Origin of the sequence: Tepidimonas thermarum (assembly GCF_007556705.1) — a bacterium.
Lineage (GTDB): Bacteria > Pseudomonadota > Gammaproteobacteria > Burkholderiales > Burkholderiaceae_C > Tepidimonas > Tepidimonas thermarum.
The window spans coordinates 1-17,500 of the sequence record NZ_VJOL01000012.1 but is presented as its reverse complement, the minus strand read 5'-3'; the positions used below and the strand labels follow the sequence as shown (position 1 = coordinate 17,500).

Annotated in this window: 12 protein-coding genes, 2 rRNA genes and 1 pseudogene (1 of these 15 cut by a window edge); 7 read left to right on the top strand and 8 right to left on the bottom strand. The window is 65.1% G+C overall.

Features of this window, described 5'->3' with window-relative positions:
- From Tther_RS04630 to Tther_RS04595, 7 genes are all read left to right on the top strand, one after another.
- Positions 1-2,713, top strand: a 23S ribosomal RNA gene (locus Tther_RS04630); it begins 164 nt to the left of the window's first position.
- Between the two features lie 184 nt (positions 2,714-2,897).
- Positions 2,898-3,011: ribosomal RNA gene (gene rrf, locus Tther_RS04625) — 5S ribosomal RNA — on the top strand.
- 104 nt (positions 3,012-3,115) lie between these two features.
- Entirely contained in the window at positions 3,116-4,180 is a 1,065-nt protein-coding gene (locus Tther_RS04620) for a homocysteine S-methyltransferase family protein (RefSeq protein WP_143901404.1), read from the top strand.
- An 80-nt stretch (positions 4,181-4,260) separates the two neighbouring features.
- The gene (locus Tther_RS04615; protein WP_143901402.1) at positions 4,261-4,986 is read left to right on the top strand and encodes a GGDEF domain-containing protein; all 726 of its coding nucleotides are present in this window, start codon (positions 4,261-4,263) and stop codon (positions 4,984-4,986) included.
- 22 nt (positions 4,987-5,008) lie between these two features.
- Entirely contained in the window at positions 5,009-5,878 is an 870-nt protein-coding gene (locus Tther_RS04610; protein WP_143901400.1) for a MinD/ParA family protein, read from the top strand.
- A gap of 38 nt (positions 5,879-5,916) precedes the next feature.
- The gene (locus Tther_RS04605; RefSeq protein WP_143901398.1) at positions 5,917-7,488 is read left to right on the top strand and encodes an HDOD domain-containing protein; all 1,572 of its coding nucleotides are present in this window, start codon (positions 5,917-5,919) and stop codon (positions 7,486-7,488) included.
- Between the two features lie 203 nt (positions 7,489-7,691).
- On the top strand, positions 7,692-8,021 hold the full coding sequence (locus Tther_RS04595; protein WP_143901396.1) for a DUF1840 domain-containing protein: 330 nt from the start codon (positions 7,692-7,694) through the stop codon (positions 8,019-8,021).
- A gap of 111 nt (positions 8,022-8,132) precedes the next feature.
- Here Tther_RS04595 and Tther_RS04590 read toward each other — a convergent pair whose 3' ends face one another.
- The 8 genes and pseudogenes from Tther_RS04590 to Tther_RS04555 form a co-directional block, all read right to left on the bottom strand.
- Positions 8,133-9,119, bottom strand: a complete 987-nt coding sequence (locus tag Tther_RS04590; RefSeq protein WP_143901395.1) for a tripartite tricarboxylate transporter substrate-binding protein — start codon at positions 9,117-9,119, stop codon at positions 8,133-8,135.
- A 127-nt stretch (positions 9,120-9,246) separates the two neighbouring features.
- Positions 9,247-11,133, bottom strand: coding sequence for a potassium transporter Kup (locus Tther_RS04585; RefSeq protein ID WP_143901393.1), 1,887 nt, complete (start codon positions 11,131-11,133; stop codon positions 9,247-9,249).
- Between the two features lie 104 nt (positions 11,134-11,237).
- A complete protein-coding gene (locus tag Tther_RS04580) occupies positions 11,238-12,503 on the bottom strand; it encodes a phenylacetate--CoA ligase family protein (RefSeq protein ID WP_143901391.1) in 1,266 nt (421 codons plus the stop codon).
- 45 nt (positions 12,504-12,548) lie between these two features.
- On the bottom strand, positions 12,549-13,358 hold the full coding sequence (locus Tther_RS04575; protein WP_143901389.1) for an ABC transporter ATP-binding protein: 810 nt from the start codon (positions 13,356-13,358) through the stop codon (positions 12,549-12,551).
- 146 nt (positions 13,359-13,504) lie between these two features.
- Positions 13,505-14,878: an ABC transporter substrate-binding protein gene (locus Tther_RS04570; protein ID WP_143901387.1), complete on the bottom strand. Its 1,374-nt coding sequence runs from the start codon at positions 14,876-14,878 to the stop codon at positions 13,505-13,507.
- Positions 14,879-14,922: 44 nt separating this feature from the next.
- Entirely contained in the window at positions 14,923-15,999 is a 1,077-nt protein-coding gene (locus tag Tther_RS04565; protein ID WP_143901386.1) for a branched-chain amino acid ABC transporter permease, read from the bottom strand.
- A gap of 11 nt (positions 16,000-16,010) precedes the next feature.
- Positions 16,011-16,940, bottom strand: a complete 930-nt coding sequence (locus Tther_RS04560) for a branched-chain amino acid ABC transporter permease (protein ID WP_143901385.1) — start codon at positions 16,938-16,940, stop codon at positions 16,011-16,013.
- 14 nt (positions 16,941-16,954) lie between these two features.
- Positions 16,955-17,299 (bottom strand): annotated as a pseudogene (locus Tther_RS04555) (ABC transporter ATP-binding protein); the annotation flags it as partial.
- Between the last annotated feature and the right edge of the window lie 201 nt (positions 17,300-17,500).

Here is a 17,500-nt window from a genome sequence, read left to right as displayed (position 1 = left end):
TGTTGAGGCGAACCGGGCGAACTGAAACATCTCAGTAGCTCGAGGAAAAGACATCAACCGAGATTCCGAAAGTAGTGGCGAGCGAAATCGGAGGAGCCTGCGCGATTTAGCCATCGACTTATCAGAACGGTCTGGAAAGGCCGGCCGCAGAGGGTGATAGCCCCGTATGGAAAAAGTTGGTGGTGGAACTAAGCGCGCGACAAGTAGGGCGGGACACGTGAAATCCTGTCTGAAGATGGGGGGACCATCCTCCAAGGCTAAATACTCATCATCGACCGATAGTGAACCAGTACCGTGAGGGAAAGGCGAAAAGAACCCCGGGAGGGGAGTGAAATAGAACCTGAAACCGCATGCTTACAAAAAGTCGGAGCCCTTTGGGGTGACGGCGTACCTTTTGTATAATGGGTCAGCGACTTACATTCAGTGGCAAGCTTAACCGAGTAGGGAAGGCGCAGGGAAACCGAGTCCGAACAGGGCGTTTGAGTCGCTGGGTGTAGACCCGAAACCAGGTGATCTATCCATGGCCAGGATGAAGGTACCGTAACAGGTGCTGGAGGTCCGAACCCACTGCTGTTGCAAAAGCAGGGGATGAGCTGTGGATAGGGGTGAAAGGCTAAACAAACCTGGAAATAGCTGGTTCTCTCCGAAAACTATTTAGGTAGTGCCTCACGTATTGCCTTCGGGGGTAGAGCACTGTTTTGGCTAGGGGGTCATGGCGACTTACCAAACCAAGGCAAACTCCGAATACCGAAGAGCATGAGCGTGGGAGACAGTGCACCGGGTGCTAACGTCCGGACACGAGAGGGAAACAACCCAGACCGCCAGCTAAGGTCCCTAAAACCGGCTAAGTGGGAAACGAAGTGGGAAGGCTAAAACAGTCAGGATGTTGGCTTAGAAGCAGCCATCATTTAAAGAAAGCGTAATAGCTCACTGATCGAGTCGTCCTGCGCGGAAGATGTAACGGGGCTCAAGCCGGTTACCGAAGCTGCGGATGCGTGGCAACACGCATGGTAGGAGAGCGTTCCGTAGGCCTGTGAAGGTGGCTCGTGAGGGCTGCTGGAGGTATCGGAAGTGCGAATGCTGACATGAGTAGCGTTAAAGCGGGTGAAAAGCCCGCTCGCCGTAAGCGCAAGGTTTCCTACGCAACGTTCATCGGCGTAGGGTGAGTCGGCCCCTAAGGCGAGGCAGAGATGCGTAGCTGATGGGAAGCAGGTCAACATTCCTGCACCGGCTGCAAGTGCGATGTGGGGACGGATCAAGCTAGGTCATCCGGCGGTTGGAAGTGCCGGTTTAGGCAGAAGTAGGCGATGGGTAGGCAAATCCGCCCGTCATATACCGAGGCTGTCGATCGAGCGAGCTTGCTCGCGAAGTGACCGAATGGGGTCCCAGGAAAAGCCACTAAGCTTCAGCTTGCAGCTGACCGTACCGCAAACCGACACTGGTGCGCGAGATGAGTATACTCAGGCGCTTGAGAGAACTCGGGAGAAGGAACTCGGCAAATTGACACCGTAACTTCGGGATAAGGTGTGCCCTAGTAGCGTGTAGAGAACATCGAAGCGCAAATGGGTTGCAAAAAATAGGTGGCTGCGACTGTTTACTAAAAACACAGCACTCTGCAAACACGAAAGTGGACGTATAGGGTGTGACGCCTGCCCGGTGCCGGAAGATTAAGTGATGGGGTGCAAGCTCTTGATCGAAGTCCCGGTAAACGGCGGCCGTAACTATAACGGTCCTAAGGTAGCGAAATTCCTTGTCGGGTAAGTTCCGACCTGCACGAATGGCGTAACGATGGCCACACTGTCTCCTCCCGAGACTCAGCGAAGTTGAAATGTTTGTGATGATGCAATCTCCCCGCGGAAAGACGGAAAGACCCCATGAACCTTTACTGTAGCTTTGTATTGGACTTTGAACGGATCTGTGTAGGATAGGTGGGAGGCTGTGAAGCGGTGCCGCCAGGTGCCGTGGAGCCGACGTTGAAATACCACCCTGGTGCGTTTGAGGTTCTAACCTGGGCCCCTGAATCGGGGTTGGGGACAGTGCATGGTAGGCAGTTTGACTGGGGCGGTCTCCTCCCAAAGCGTAACGGAGGAGCACGAAGGTACGCTAGGCACGGTCGGACATCGTGCTGGTAGTGCATAGGCATAAGCGTGCTTGACTGCGAGACTGACAAGTCGAGCAGGTGCGAAAGCAGGTCTAAGTGATCCGGTGGTTCTGTATGGAAGGGCCATCGCTCAACGGATAAAAGGTACTCTGGGGATAACAGGCTGATACCGCCCAAGAGTTCATATCGACGGCGGTGTTTGGCACCTCGATGTCGGCTCATCTCATCCTGGGGCTGTAGCCGGTCCCAAGGGTATGGCTGTTCGCCATTTAAAGAGGTACGTGAGCTGGGTTTAAAACGTCGTGAGACAGTTTGGTCCCTATCTTCCGTGGGCGCTGCAGATTTGAGGGAGCCTGCTCCTAGTACGAGAGGACCGGAGTGGACGCACCTCTGGTGTACCGGTTGTCACGCCAGTGGCATCGCCGGGTAGCTATGTGCGGAAGAGATAACCGCTGAAAGCATCTAAGCGGGAAACTCGTCCCAAGATGAGATCTGCCTGGGGGCTCGACCCCCCTGAAGGGTCGTCGTAGACCACGACGTTGATAGGCTGGGTGTGGAAGTGCAGCAATGCATTGAGCTAACCAGTACTAATGGCCCGTGAGGCTTGACCCTATAGCTTTGCACGCCAGGCGTGCCAAGCAAAAGACAACAGCAGCACGTGGTGCAGCGCCACAGCGCGTTGACACCGTCTTTGACCCTCGCCCGACACCATGGTGGCTTGGGCGCAAATCCCACGCACTGATTCGAACTCTGTGAGCGGCTGCTGCCACACAAGCAGCAGCCCCAACCGGTTATGCCTGACGACCATAGCAAGGTGGTCCCACTCCTTCCCATCCCGAACAGGACAGTGAAACGCCTTCGCGCCGATGATAGTGCGCAGCACGCGTGTGAAAGTAGGTCATCGTCAGGCGGTTATATCGCGCAACCCCAGAAGCGTCTCCCGACGTTTCTGGGGTTTTGCTTTTGTGGATACCGAAGGCGGTCGCACGACCGCGCCATAATCGAACGGTGACCATGACGATCGACACGCGTTATACCCGGGGCCAGGCGCTGGCGGCGCTTTTGGCCGAGCGCATCGTGCTCATCGACGGTGCCATGGGCACGATGATCCAACGCTTTCGGCTCGATGAAGCGCAGTACCGCGGTGCGGGATACGGGGGGCGTGCGGCGGATCCGCGGTTCGCCGATCACCCGGGCGACCTCAAGGGCAACAACGATCTGCTCACACTGACCCGCCCCGATGTGATCCAGCAGATCCACGAAGGGTATTTGGCCGCGGGGGCCGACATCATCGAGACCAACACGTTTGGCGCGACCACCGTGGCCCAGGCCGACTATGGCTTGCAAGCCTGGGCGGCGGAGATGAACCGCGAGGCCGCCCGACTGGCGCGGCAGGCGTGTGACCGCTACGCCACGGCGCAGCGCCCCCGTTTCGTCGCGGGCGCGTTGGGGCCGACGCCGCGCACGGCCAGCATCAGCCCGGACGTCAACGACCCAGGAGCGCGCAACATCACGTTCGACGAGCTGCAGCAGGCCTACTACGAGCAGGCCGCCGCGCTGGTCGAAGGCGGTGTGGATGTGCTGCTGGTCGAAACCATCTTCGACACGCTCAACGCCAAGGCGGCGCTGTTTGCCATCGAGCGGGTGTTCGACGACAGCGGTGAGCGGCTGCCGATCATGATCAGTGGCACGGTGACCGACGCATCCGGCCGGCTGCTCAGCGGGCAGACGGTCACGGCGTTTTGGGCCAGCGTGCGGCACGCGCAGCCGCTCGCCGTGGGCCTGAATTGTGCGCTTGGCGCGGCGCTGATGAAGCCGTACATCCAGGAGTTGGCGCGGGTGGCCGAGGGTACGTACATCAGCTGCTATCCCAATGCCGGCCTGCCCAACCCGATGAGCGAGACAGGCTTTGACGAGACGCCCGCGGATACCGCGCGGCTGTTGCACGCCTTTGCCGCGGAGGGGCTGGTCAACATCGTGGGTGGTTGTTGCGGGACCACACCGGAGCACATCGCCGCGATCGGGTCGTCGGTGGCGCGCTGCGCGCCGCGTGCGCTGCGCTGGCCACGGGGCGCCTGAGGACCGCGCAGCGGCGCGGGCTGCGGCTATACTGCGTCGCAGATGGCGGCGGCTCGTATGGCGCCGCGCGCGACGCTCCCATGAACCCGCAAGCCCTGCGTTTAGACCATGCCCGAGCCTTGCTGCGCGAGGCCGGCGTGGCGTTGCCGCCGCCGGCCAGCGCGAACGATTGGACCGAGATTCAGGCGATCATCGATGGGCTGTGCGAACTGAGCGCGCGCGACCCGTTGACAGGTTTGCCCAACCGGCGCGCGTTCCTGGGTCGGCTCACACAGGAGCTGGACCGCTCCAGCCGCGCGGGCGAGATGGCGCTGTTGCTGATGATCGACATCGACCACTTCAAATCGGTCAACGACCGCTACGGCCATCTGGCGGGCGACGCGGTGCTGCGCGCCGTGGCGCGGCTGCTCAGCGAGCAGGTGCGTCCGATGGACACGGTGGCGCGGCTGGGCGGCGAAGAGTTTGGCGTCGTCTTTCCCCACTGTGGGCCCACCTTTGGCGCGCTGCTGGCCGAGCGGCTGCGCGCTGCTGTCGCGGCGACCGTGATGCCCCTGCCCGATGGGCAGGCGACACTGCAGGTTACGGTCAGCATCGGCGGGGCCTATTCGCCGGCCTGGGTGCGTTCCTCGGTCGAGCATTGGATGGAGCGGGCGGATCGCCAGCTCTACGAAGCCAAGCGCCAGGGCCGCAACCGGGTGTGCATCGAACCGGTCCCGGTGAACGAGGTCAGCCCCGAAGAAAAGGATCTGTTGTTCGCGTGGCACGACGCCAGCGGCTATATGATCGACGCCGCCGACGCGGTCTGACAGTCCGACGACGAACAGCACCATGAACCAACCCGTGACTTCTCCGCCGCCCCAAGACGTCGCCAGCAGCGGCGTATTGCTGCGCCCGAGCAAGGGCCGTGTGATCGCGGTCACCAGTGGCAAGGGCGGCGTGGGCAAGACTTTTGTGTCGGCGAACCTGGCTGCGGCTCTGACGCGGCGCGGGCTGCGGGTGCTGGTGTTGGACGCCGATCTGGGGCTGGCCAATCTGGACGTGGTGCTCAACCTCTACCCGAAACTGACGCTGCACGACGTGTTTACCGGCAAGTGCGCGCTCGACGACGCCATCGTCAAGGCGCCGGGCGGGTTTTCGGTGCTGTTGGCGGGGTCGGGCATGGTGGAATATTCCCGCCTGACGCCGGAGGTGCGGGAAGACTTTTTGCGCCTGATGGGCGAGGTGGTGCCGCGCTACGATGTGGTGCTGCTCGACACCGGGGCAGGCATTTCGGACGTCGTGCTGTTTGCGCTGTCGCTGGCCAGTGAAATCTTGCTGATCGCCACGCCCGAGCCGACGTCGCTAACCGATGCCTACGCGACGATCAAGGTGTTGGCCACACAGCAGCGGCGGCAACTCATCCGCTTGATCGTGAACCAGGCCGTGCGTCCGGGCGACGGACGGGCGATCACCGCGCAACTGCAAACCGTGCTCAACCGCTTCGTCGGCGCAGGGGCGGGCCAGGCCGCCGCGGGACGGCCGCCTGCGGTCCGCCTGGTGCACATGGGCGACATCCCCGTGGACAAGGCCGTCAAAGAGGCCATCATGCGCCGGCAACTGCTGATGCTGCACACACCCGGGTGCCCGGCCAGTGTGGCGATTGGTCAGATCGCGGGGCGCTTGATCGATACGGTGCTGCGCGCCCACGAGTCCGCCTGAGGCGGATTCGGTGCAGCCGGTTGGCAAAATACCCACGCATGGGAGCGGATCACCCCCGGTTGGCGGCGCTGCTGGGGCGGCTGCGCGCCAATGCGGATTTTCCGGCGCTGTCCGCGCAGGTGCAGCGGGTGCAGCAGCTGGCCCGCGACGACAAGGAAAACCTGCACCGGTTGGCGGACGAAGTCCTCAAGGACGTAGCGCTGACGCAAAAGTTGTTGCGGGTGGTCAATTCTGCGCCTTATGTGGCCAACCGCGGTGGGGCCTCGACGGTTTCGCGGGCCATCAGCCTCCTCGGTCTGTCGGCGGTCAGCAACATTGCGTCGAGTCTGGTGTTGCTCGAGCGCTGGGAAGGCTCCCCCCAGGCGCAGCGGGTGTGCGAAGCGTATGCGCGCGCGCTGCTGGCGGCCAACGTGGCCGCAGATCTTTGTGGCACCGGGCCGGAGCGCGAGGAGGTGTTTCTGGCTGCGCTGTTCCAGGGTTTGGGGCGCTTGCTCGCGGTGTGTTTCTTCCCGGAGGAAGCCGAGCGCATCCACGCCGAGGCGCAGGGCGATCCCGCGCGTGAACACGCCGCGGTTGTGCGCCATTTGGGCGTGAGCTACGACAGCTTGGCACTGGCGGTTGCGCAGGAATGGGGACTGCCGGACGTGCTGCGCCGCACCACGGAGCGGCCGACGGGACCGGTGCCGGCGCGTCCCCCTCAGGACCGGGCGGAGTGGGTGCGCTGGGTGGCGGCCGCGGGCACCGATGTGGCGGACGGCTGGGTGCGCGGCGCGGCCACGGGCGATGCGGACGCCATGGATCGGTTGGCGAACCGCTACAGCCATTTGGTGGGGCAGCCGCCGCAGGCCCTCAAGGACGCGGCGGGCCAGGCCCGGCAGCGCTTTCTGGTGACGGCGCAGGCGGTGGGGTTGATGCCCAGCCTGCAGACGGCCGATTGGGCCGCATGGCTGGGTGGCGGCCAGACGCCGCCGCCCCGCGCAGCCGCCGATGCGGGCGCTGACACCGTGGCCACCCCCGGCACTGAGCAGGTGCCGCCTGCCGAGCCCGCGCGTGCGCAGGAGGCACCGGCGGACAGCCCGGCGTTGTTGTTGGGCTTGGCGCAGGGCTTGCAGGACGCCACGGCCGCGCTGCTCGACGGAAACGCTGCCGCGGTGCGCTTGGACCTGGGTCTGGAGAGCCTGCACCTGGCGCTGGGGCTGCAGCGGATGTGGTTGGTGACCCCGGGGGCGGACGGCGTCGCCGCGGCGCGGCTCAGCCTGGGCGAAGGGGCGCGCGCGCTGGCAGCCGTGTACCGGGTGGCCCTAGCCAACGGCGCCCACGGGACGGGCGATTTGCTGGCGGCGCTCGGACGCCTGCGGCAAGACAGTTGGATCGCAGACCCGTTCGTTCCCCGCCTGTTCAACCGGTTGCCGCTGTGGTACCGCAGCCGCCTGGCGCCGCGCACCGCGGTGCTGATGCTCCCCTTGTGGAAGGGGGAGCGGTGGCTGGGCTGGATTCACGCCGACGGGCCGGCGGCGGCGCTGTCGGTGCTGGGGCCGGCGGAGCGCGCCCTGTTGCGGGCGCAGCGCAATCTGATGATCACGGCGCTGCTGGAGGCGCCACCGCCGTAACCACGATTTCCACCCGCGCGCGGGCTTCGACCAGCGCCGCCACCCGAACAGCGCTTCGCGGGCAGCGGGGAAACCCTAGCCCCGATCCTTTGATCCGGGTCAAGGTGGGCGGCTCGGCCGGCGTTGGCCCGGCGCGCCGGTGCCTTCAGAATGTGACGGGGGGCGATAGCATGCCCCCCATGACCCTCGTCAGGAGCGTGCCGATGCTGTACCGATTCAAGTCCAAAGCCAGCGGCGATGTGGTGATGCTCGAACCCACCGGGCGACGTGTTCTCGAGATCCTGGGCAAGGATCCCGCGGCGCCGGGCATCATCCTGCCCGAGCAGATGCCGGCGGCCATCGAAGCCCTGCGCGCCGCGGTGGCGGCGGAAGAGGCCGAGGCCGAGCGCCAGCGGCAAGAAGCCCAAGCGCGGGGCGAGGAGCCGCCGGTGCCACCCGAAGAGCGGGTGCCGCTGCGCACCCGGGTGGCGCCCTTCATCGAGATGCTGCAGCACTGCCAGCGCGAGCAGTGCGAGGTGGTGTGGGGCGTCTAAGCCGCGTGCGCCACGCGGCGGTGCCAAGGTCGGGGCTCAGGCGCGGGTGAGTCCCTCCACTGCCCCTTGCGGCAGGCGGGGAGCGGCGTTCAGCAGACGATCCGTCGGGGATCAGTCGGCGTACTGGCCGGCGGCGTCCACCACCGCCTTGATTTTGGTGATTTCGCTGGCCACGAACGCCTTGTGCCCGTCAGGCGTGGTGCGCTTGTCGGTGGGTGACGCCACGATGGCGCCCAGCGCCTTTTGCCGCTGCTGGAATTCCGGATCCGCCAAGGCGGCGCGCAGCGCGTCGTTGAGCTGCTTGAGCACCGGCGCGGGGGTGCCCTTGGGCGCGTACATGGCGTGCCAGATGGTGAGGTTGAAATCCTTCAACCCCATTTCCTGCAACGACGGGTAGTGCTTGAGTATCGGGTGATCCGACAGCGGCTTGGCGGTCGTCACCGCGAAGGCCTTGATGCGACCCGCTTCGATTTGCTGGGTGGTGTTGGTGGTTTGGTCACACATCACGTCGATGGTGCCGCCGATCAGATCGTTCATGGCCGGCGCGGTGCCGCGGTAGGCGATGGTGGTCATCGATTTGTCGAGCTTGACCGCGTATTGCCACATCAGGCCGCACAGGTGGGACGCGGAGCCGAGACCGGCGTGGCCCAGGTTGAGCTTGCCCTGATTGGCGCGGATGTAGTTTTCAAAGTCGCGGTAGGTGTTGGCCGGCAGCTGCGGCTTGCCCACCAGCGTCATCGGCACGTCGTTGATGACGCCGAGGTACTCGAAATCCTCCAGCGGCTTGTACGGCAGCTTGCGGTAGAGCGCTGGTGTGGCCGCCATGCCGATGTGCCACACCAGCAGCGTGTGGCCGTCTGGCGCAGCGCGTGCCACCTTGTTGGCGCCGATCGTGCCGCCCGCCCCGGCGGCGTTGTCCACCACGATGGTGGCGTTGCCCAGGTGCTTGCGCATGGACTCGGCGAGCTGGCGCGCGACGGTGTCGGTGGGGCCGCCGGCCGCAAACGGCACGACGATGGTGATCGGCTTGCTGGGGAACGACTGCGCGTGCGCGGTCACGGCCACGGCCGCCAGACTCAGAACGACGAGGGCTTTCATCGGTCGGAAACTCCTGTTTGCCAGTTCAAGCAGCGCCATCCTAGTGCGGAGCGTGTGCGCGCGCCATGGGGGAAACCACACCCCCGTGGGCGCTGCGCCGGCAGCGGGGGATCGACGCCTGCCCCCGTCAGAGGGTGACTTGGGCGCCGAGCTCCACCACGCGGTTGGCCGGCAAATGCAAAAAGTCGGCGGCGGACGCCGCGTTGCGGTGCAGGCCGGCAAAAAGCTTTTCGCGCCAGCGGGCCATGCCGCCGCCGCCCATGGGCAGCACGATCTCGCGCGACAGGAAGTACGAGGTGTCCATCTCATCGAACTGGATGCCGCGTCCGCGCAGCAGTTTGAGGGCTTCGGGCACGTCGGGATCGTTTTTGAAGCCAAAGTGCAGCACCACGCGCCAGCAGTCGCGGCCCAGGGGTTCCACCTCGGCCCGCTTGTCAAAGCCGATCCAGGGTACCTCGTGGTGGCGCACCGAGACGAAAACATTGGTCTCGTGCAGCACCTTGTTGTGCTTGAGGTTGTGCAGCAGCGCGTTGGGCGTCGCGTGGGGGTCGGCGTTGAGGAATACGGCGGTGCCGGGCACCCGCGTGGGTGGGCTCAGAAACACCGAATCGAGAAACGCCTTGAGTTCGATCGATTCGTCGCGCATGCGCTCGGCGAGCAGCTGCCGCCCGCGCTGCCACGTGGTCATGAGGCCAAACATCGCCCCGCCGATGGCCAGCGGGAACCAGCCGCCGTTGAGGACTTTGAGCGCATTGGCGGCGAAGAACAACCCATCGACGATGAGGAAGACCCCGGTGGCCGCCACGCACAGCAGCCACGGGTAGCGCCAGGCGTAGCGGATCACGAAGAAGGTCATGACCGTCGTGATCAGCATGTCGATGGTGACGGCGATGCCATAGGCCGAGGCCAGCGCGCTGCTGGAGCGAAACAGCAGCACCGCGCCGACGATGCCGATGTAGAGCGCCCAATTGACCGCGGGCAGGTAGATTTGCCCGGTGTCGCGCACCGAGGTGTGCAAGACGCGCTGACGCGGCAGGTAGCCCAGTTGCACCACTTGTTTGGTTACCGAGTAGGCGGCCGAGATCAGCGCTTGGGAGGCGATGACCGTGGCGCACGTGGCCAGACCGATCAAGGGATACAAGGCCCAGGTCGGCGCCATCTCGAAAAACGGGTTGCCGACGTTTTCCGGGTGTTGCAGCAGCATGGCCCCCTGGCCAAAGTAATTCAACACCAACGCGGGCATGACCAGGCCAAACCAGGCCAGGCGGATGGGCCGCTTGCCAAAGTGCCCCAGGTCGGCATAGAGCGCCTCGGCCCCGGTGACGCACAGCACGATCGCCCCCAGCGAGGCAAACGCCAGCCCGGGGTTGTCGATGACGAACCGCAGGGCGTACTGGGGCAACACCGCCTGCAGCACCGCGGGGTTGTGCAGCACGTGCCCGATGCCCAGCAGCGCCAGCACGCCAAACCACAGCGCGGTGATGGGGCCAAAGAGCTTGCCGACGCTGCCCGTGCCCTGCTTTTGCACCGCAAACAGCGCGGTCAGCACCACCAGGGTGATCGGCACCACGAACGGCTCCAACCCCGGGGCTGCGACCTCCAGCCCCTCCACCGCCGACAGCACCGAAATCGCCGGGGTGATGATGCCGTCACCAAAGAAGATGGCGGTGCCGAAAATGCCCAGCAGCAGCAAGGCGCGGCGCAGCCGCGGCCGGTGCTCCACCGCCATCGACGCCAACGCCAGCATGGCCACCAGGCCGCCCTCGCCGTTGTTGTCGGCGCGCAGGATCAGGGTCACGTACTTGAGCGAGACGATGACCGTCAGCGTCCAGAACACCAGGGACAAAATGCCCAGGATGTTCTCCGGCAAGACGGGCAGCCCGCTGTAGGCAAAGACCTCCTTGAGCGCGTACAGCGGGCTGGTGCCGATGTCACCGTAGACGACACCCAGGGCGCCCAGCGTCAGGGCGGCCAGTTGGGACCCCTTGGGGGGAGCGGTGTTGCGATGCGCCAAAGTGCGGCCGGTGAAGTGGCGAGGCCGCTATTGTGCGCCGAGTGCGGACCGCGCGCCGCCCCGCCCCCGGTCGATGTCGCATCGCGGCAACGGCCGCGGGGGGCTCAGTCGTAGGTGCGCGCGTCCTCGATCACCTTGCCATCGTTGGGCAGACTGCCCGGCGCCAGCAACTCGACCTGACCGCCGAGCTTGGTCACCTCGCGCAGCGAGGCTTGCAGCGCCTGCTGCAAGTGCTCCGAGGGGGTGTCGGTTTCGACCCGCAGCGCCATCCGGTCATCGGCCATGCGCCCCGTGACCACCAGCCGTGCGCGTCGCGCCTCGGGGTGGCGGCGCAGCACCTCGGCCACTTGGGACGGGTGCACGAACATGCCCTTGATCTTGGTGGTTTGATCGGCACGCCCCAGCCAGCCGCGGATGCGGGTGTTGGTGCGGCCCGTCGGGCACGGGCCGGGCAACACCGCCGACAAATCGCCCGTGCCAAAGCGGATGAGCGGGTAGTCGGGATTGAGCACGGTCACCACCACTTCGCCGACTTCGCCGTCGGGCACGGGGTCGTCGGTGCCGGGGCGCACGATTTCCACGATCACCCCCTCGTCGACGACCAGGCCCTCGCGCGCGGGGGTTTCGTAGGCAATCAGCCCGACATCGGCGGTGGCATAGGCCTGGTAAGCGGCAATGCCGCGCTCGGCCAGCCAGTCGCGCAGGCTGGGCGGGAAGGCCTCGCCCGACACCAGCGCCTTGCGGATGGGCAGCGCCACGCCGGCCGCCTCGGCCTTTTCCACCAGGATGCGCAAAAAGCTGGGGGTGCCGGTGTAGCCCACCGGTTGCAGATCGAGGATGGCGGCGAGTTGCTGCTCGGTGTTGCCGACACCGCCAGGGAATACCGTGCAACCGATGGCCTGCGCGCCGGCTTCCATGATCCAGGCGCCGGGGGTGAGGTGGTAGCTGAAGGCGTTGTGGATCAGGTCGCCGGGCTCGAAGCCGGCGGCGGTCAGCGCGCGTGCGCTGCGCCAGTAATCGTTGCCCTGACCCTCGGGCTCGTAGATGGGGCCGGGCGACTGAAAAACGCGCCGCGCGCCGCGCGCGTGCACCAGGCCGCGCCAGCCGATCGTCGCCAAGCCGCCAAACGGGTCGCCACCGGCCTGCCGCGCGGCCAGTTGGCGCTGCATCAGATCGTGCTTGCGCAGCACGGGCAGGCGTGCCAGCGCCGCGCGCGAGGTGACGCTGGCGGGATCGACGTCGGCCAGGCGCTCGGCCCAGGCGCTGCTGTGTGCGCGCGCATGCGCGATGAGGCCAGGGAGGGCCGCCAAGAGGGCGGCCTCGCGTTCGGCCGGGGTGCGGGTTTCCAGGGAATCGTGGTGGGCAGGCATGGCGGGTGGTCAGCGGGGCTGGAGGGTGCGGGTTCGGGGCGGCGCTCAGGCCAGCCAGCGCTTGCGGCGCTTGTAGCTCTTGACGTCGCGGAAGCTCTTGCGCTCGCCGCCGCCCATGCCCAGGTAGAACTCCTTGACGTCCTCGTTGTTGCGCAGCTCCTCGGCGGCACCGTCCATCACGATACGGCCCGACTCCATGATGTAGCCGTAGTTGGCGTAGCGCAGGGCCATGTTGGTGTTTTGTTCGGCGATCAGGAAGCTGACCTTTTCCTTTTGGTTGAGGTCCTTGACGATCTCGAACACTTCCTCGACGATCTGTGGCGCCAGGCCCATCGACGGCTCGTCGAGCAGCACGACACTGGGGTTGGCCATGAGCGCGCGGCCGATGGCGCACATCTGCTGCTCACCGCCGGAGGTGTAGGCCGCCTGGCTGGTGCGACGTGTCTTGAGGCGCGGGAAGTAGGTGTAGACCTTCTCCAGATTGGCGGCGATTTCACCTTTGTCCTTGCGCGTGTAGGCGCCGGTCAGCAGGTTTTCCTCGATCGTCAGGTGGGCAAAGCAGTGGCGCCCTTCCATCACCTGCACCACGCCGCGCTTGACGAGGTCGGCGGGCGTGAGGTTCTCGATGCGCTCGCCGCGCAGCTCGATCGAGCCCTTGGTGACTTCGCCGCGCTCGCCCTTGAGCAGGTTGGAGATGGCGCGCAAGGTGGTGGTCTTGCCGGCGCCGTTGCCGCCCAGGATGGCGGCGATCTGGCCCTCGGCGAGCTGCAGCGAGACGCCCTTGAGCACGAGGATGACGTGGTTGTAGATGACCTCGATGCCGTTGACGGTGAGGACGGGTGCGGGTGTCGTCATGGGGTGACCTCGGTAACGTGGCTGGGTGCGCAGGCACCACGCGTCAGCGCCGCGGACCGACGCTGGCGGGTGGTGGCGGGGGCCGCGGAGTGCCTGCCCCCGCTGCGGGGTGGTCGGCGCGGGCCGACCGACCCCTGCCAGGGCCATCAGGACTGGCAGTCCTGCGGCGTGCGGCGTTGCAGCTTCTTCTCGGCGGCGTACTTGTCGGCCGCGGCGCGCACCATCGGCTTGAGGATTTGCTCGTCCGCCTGGTACCAGTCGCTGGTGAACTCCCACTTGGTGCCATCCCACGTGTGGATGCGCGCCCAGGCCGCGCCCATGTGGTCCTGGCAGCTCGTCGAGATCGGCCGCATCACGCCCTTGAAGCCCAGGGCGTCGAGCTTGGCCTGCGTGAGGTTGAGGTTTTCCAAGCCCCAGCGCACCTGCTCGCCGGTCATGACCTTGCCCTTGCCAAAGCGCTCCTGCGCGGCGCGCACCCCCTCGACGGCGAGCATCGCGCTCATCGCCCCGCGCACGTACAGCACCGAGCCGACCTCCTCCTTCGGACCCGTGCCCTGACCCTTGGCGTGCACCTTCTCCAGGATTTCCTTGACGAAGGGCGCGTTCGGTTCCGCACCGTGCTGCATGGTGATGGCGTTGTAGCCCTTGGCGCCCATGCCAATGTCTTTGACATCGGGCTCGGCGCCGGCCCACCAGACGCCGTAGATCTTCTCACGCGGGTAGCCCACCGCCTGCGCCTCCTTGAGCAGGGTGGAGTTCATCACGCCCCAGCCCCAGTTGAGCACATAGTCGGGGCGCTGTTGGCGAATTTGCAGCCAGGTGGACTTCTGCTCCACGCCGGGGTGGGGCACCGGCAGCAGCAGCACCTGGAAGCCATGCATGGCCGCGCGCTCCTGCAGGATCGGGATCGCTTCCTTGCCGAAGGGGCTGTCGTGGTAGACCAGCGCAATCTTTTTGCCCTTGAGCTTGTCGAAGCCGCCTTCTTTCTTGGCGATGTGCTGGATGAGCACGTCCCCGGCCACCCAGTAGGTGCCCGCCAGCGGGAAGTTCCACTTGAACACACCGCCATCCTGCGATTCGCTGCGGCCGTAGCCGGCGGTGATGAGCGGAATTTTGTCCACGGGCGCCTTTTCGGTCAGCGCGAAGGTGATGCCGGTGGACAGGGGTTGGAACATCGTGGCGCCACCATTCTTGCCCTTGAGGCGCTCGTAGCACTCGACGCCACGGTCGGTGGCGTAGCCGGTTTCGCACTCTTCCCAGACGATCTTGACACCGTTGATGCCGCCGCGCGCGTTGGTGAGCTTGAGGTAGTCCACAAACCCGTTGGCCCATGGCACCCCGTTAGGGGCATAAGCACCGGTGCGGTACACCAGCACGGGGAAGAACTGCTCTATGGCTTGCGTGGTCGCCTGCGGTTTGGCCTGTGGCTTGGCCTGCGCGTGGGCAGGCGCACCGACCAGGGTGCTCGAGAGCACGGCGGCGGCCGCGGCGGCGGCCAGCAGGGTGGGACGTTGCTTCATGGTTGGTCTCCTCTAGGGTGAAGCACGGGGTGGAAAACACTGGCTCAGTGCGGGAAAGGCCAAATGCGCAGTTTTTGCTTGCCCACACTCCACAGCTTGGCCAGGCCGTGCGGCTCCACGATCAGGAACCACACGATCAGCGCGCCAAACACCATGTACTCGACATGGGACACCGTGGCGGTGGAGACGTCAATCCCGAACAACCCGCCCAGCCAGGGCAGGAACTGGTTCAGGAAGATGGGCAGGATGACGATGAACGCAGCGCCGAAGAAGCTGCCCATGATGGAGCCCAGCCCACCGATGATGACCATGAACAGCAGCTGAAACGAGCGGTCCACGCTGAACGCCGCCGGTTCCCACGAGCCCAGGTGCACGAAGCCCCACAGCGCGCCGGCCACGCCGATGATGAAGGAGCTCACGGCAAAGGCGCTGAGCTTGGCGTACATCGGGCGGATGCCGATCACGGCCGCAGCCACGTCCATGTCGCGGATGGCCATCCACTCGCGTCCGATGGCGCTGCGCACCAGGTTTTTGGCCAGCAGGCCAAAGACCACGACAAAGCCCAGGCAGAACAGGTATTTTTCGACCGGGCTGTCGATGCGCCAGCCCAACACGCTGAGGTTGGACACCGAGACCGAGCCCGAGGGGTTGTTGTTGGTGAACCAGCCGATGCGCAAAAACGCCCAGTCGCAAAAGAACTGCGCCGCCAGCGTCGCCACGGCCAGGTACAAGCCCTTGACGCGCAGGCTGGGAATGCCAAAAAACATCCCCACGATCGTGGCGCACAGCCCGCCGATGAGCAGCGCGACGATCAGCGGCATGCCCTCGAGGCGCACGAAGGCGTTGTAGGCCATGTACGCGCCCACCGCCATGAAGGCGCCGGAGCCCAGCGAAATCTGGCCGCAGTAGCCCACCAGGATGTTGACCCCGATGGCGGCCAGCGACAGGATCAAAAACGGGATCAGGATGGCGCGAAACAGGTACTCGTCAGCCAGCAGCGGCACACCGATGAAGGCAAACGCCACGAGCGCGAGGATGGCCCAGCGGTCCTGCGCGATGGGAAAGATTTGCTGGTCCGCGTGGTAGCTGGTTTTGAACTGGCCGTTTTCTCTGTAGAACATGGTCGTTTACCTCACACGCGGTCGATGATTTTTTCGCCGAACAGACCCTGCGGGCGAAACAGCAGGACGACGAGGGCCACCACGTACGCAAACCAGATTTCGATACCGCCCCCGACCAGCGGCCCGATGTAGACCTCGGAGAGCTTTTCGCCGACGCCGATGATGAGCCCGCCAACGATCGCGCCGGGCACGGAGGTCAGACCGCCCAGGATGATGACCGGCAGCGCGCGCAGCGCCACCGTGGTCAGCGAAAACTGCACGCCGAGCTTGGAGCCCCAGATCATCCCGGCCACCAGCGCGACCACGCCCGCCACGCACCACACGATGACCCAGATGCGGTTGAGCGGGATGCCGATGGATTGCGCGGCCTGGTGGTCGTCGGCCACCGCGCGCAGGGCGCGGCCGGTGCTGGTTTTTTGGAAGAACAGCGACAGCGCCGCCACCAGCAGCGCGGCAATGCCGGCGGCGATCAGGTCCTCCTGGTTGAGCAGGATGCCGCCTTCGAACATGCCCTCCAGGACGAAAATCGGGTCCTTGGGCATGCCGATGTTGATCTGGTAGATGTCGCTGCCAAACAGCGTCTGTCCCAGGCCGTCGAGGAAATAGGTGATGCCCAGCGTCGCCATGAGCAACGTGGCGCCCTCCTGGTTGACCAAGTGCCGCAGCACCAGCGCTTCCACCAGCCAGGCAACGACGAACATCAGGGCCGCTGCGGCCGCAAACGCCAACAGGTTGGCCAGCAGCAGGCTCTCAAAACCGAACCATTGCGGGAACCACTCCGAAAAGCGCGCCATCGCCAGGGCCGCAAACAGCACCATCGCACCCTGGGCGAAATTGAACACGCCCGAGGCCTTGAAGATCAGCACGAAGCCAAGCGCCACCAGCGAATACAACATGCCGGCCATGAGGCCGCCGAACAGCGTTTCGAGGAAAAATCCCATCGTCGTGGCTCCTTTTAGTGGCTGGTGCCCAGGTAGGCGCGGATGACGTCTTCGTTGTTGCGCACCTCATCGGGCGTGCCGTCGCCGATCTTTTTGCCGTAGTCCAGCACCACCACGCGGTCGGAGATGTCCATCACCACGCCCATGTCGTGTTCGATGAGCACGATGGTGGTGCCGAATTCGTCGTTGACGTCGAGGATGAAGCGGCACATGTCCTGCTTTTCCTCGACGTTCATGCCCGCCATCGGCTCGTCCAGCAGCAGCACCTGCGGCTCCATGGCCAGGGCGCGGCCCAGGTCCACGCGCTTTTGCAAGCCGTAGGGCAGTTGGCCCACGGGCGTCTTGCGGTAGGCCTGAATTAGTTGTGTATCGTTCTTTCTGTAAATTCCATTTTGCCGGTTGTCTGCTGGGCGGGGATCTCCGGCGCTACGCGCCTACGCTCCCCGCCCAGCAGACAGCGCGAGGGTGGGTCTGACGCCATGACTTCGAGAAAGGAGTGTAACCCTCATGGCAATACGAGTCGAAACCAACCCCTTGGAAGCCGCTTATGCGATCTTGCT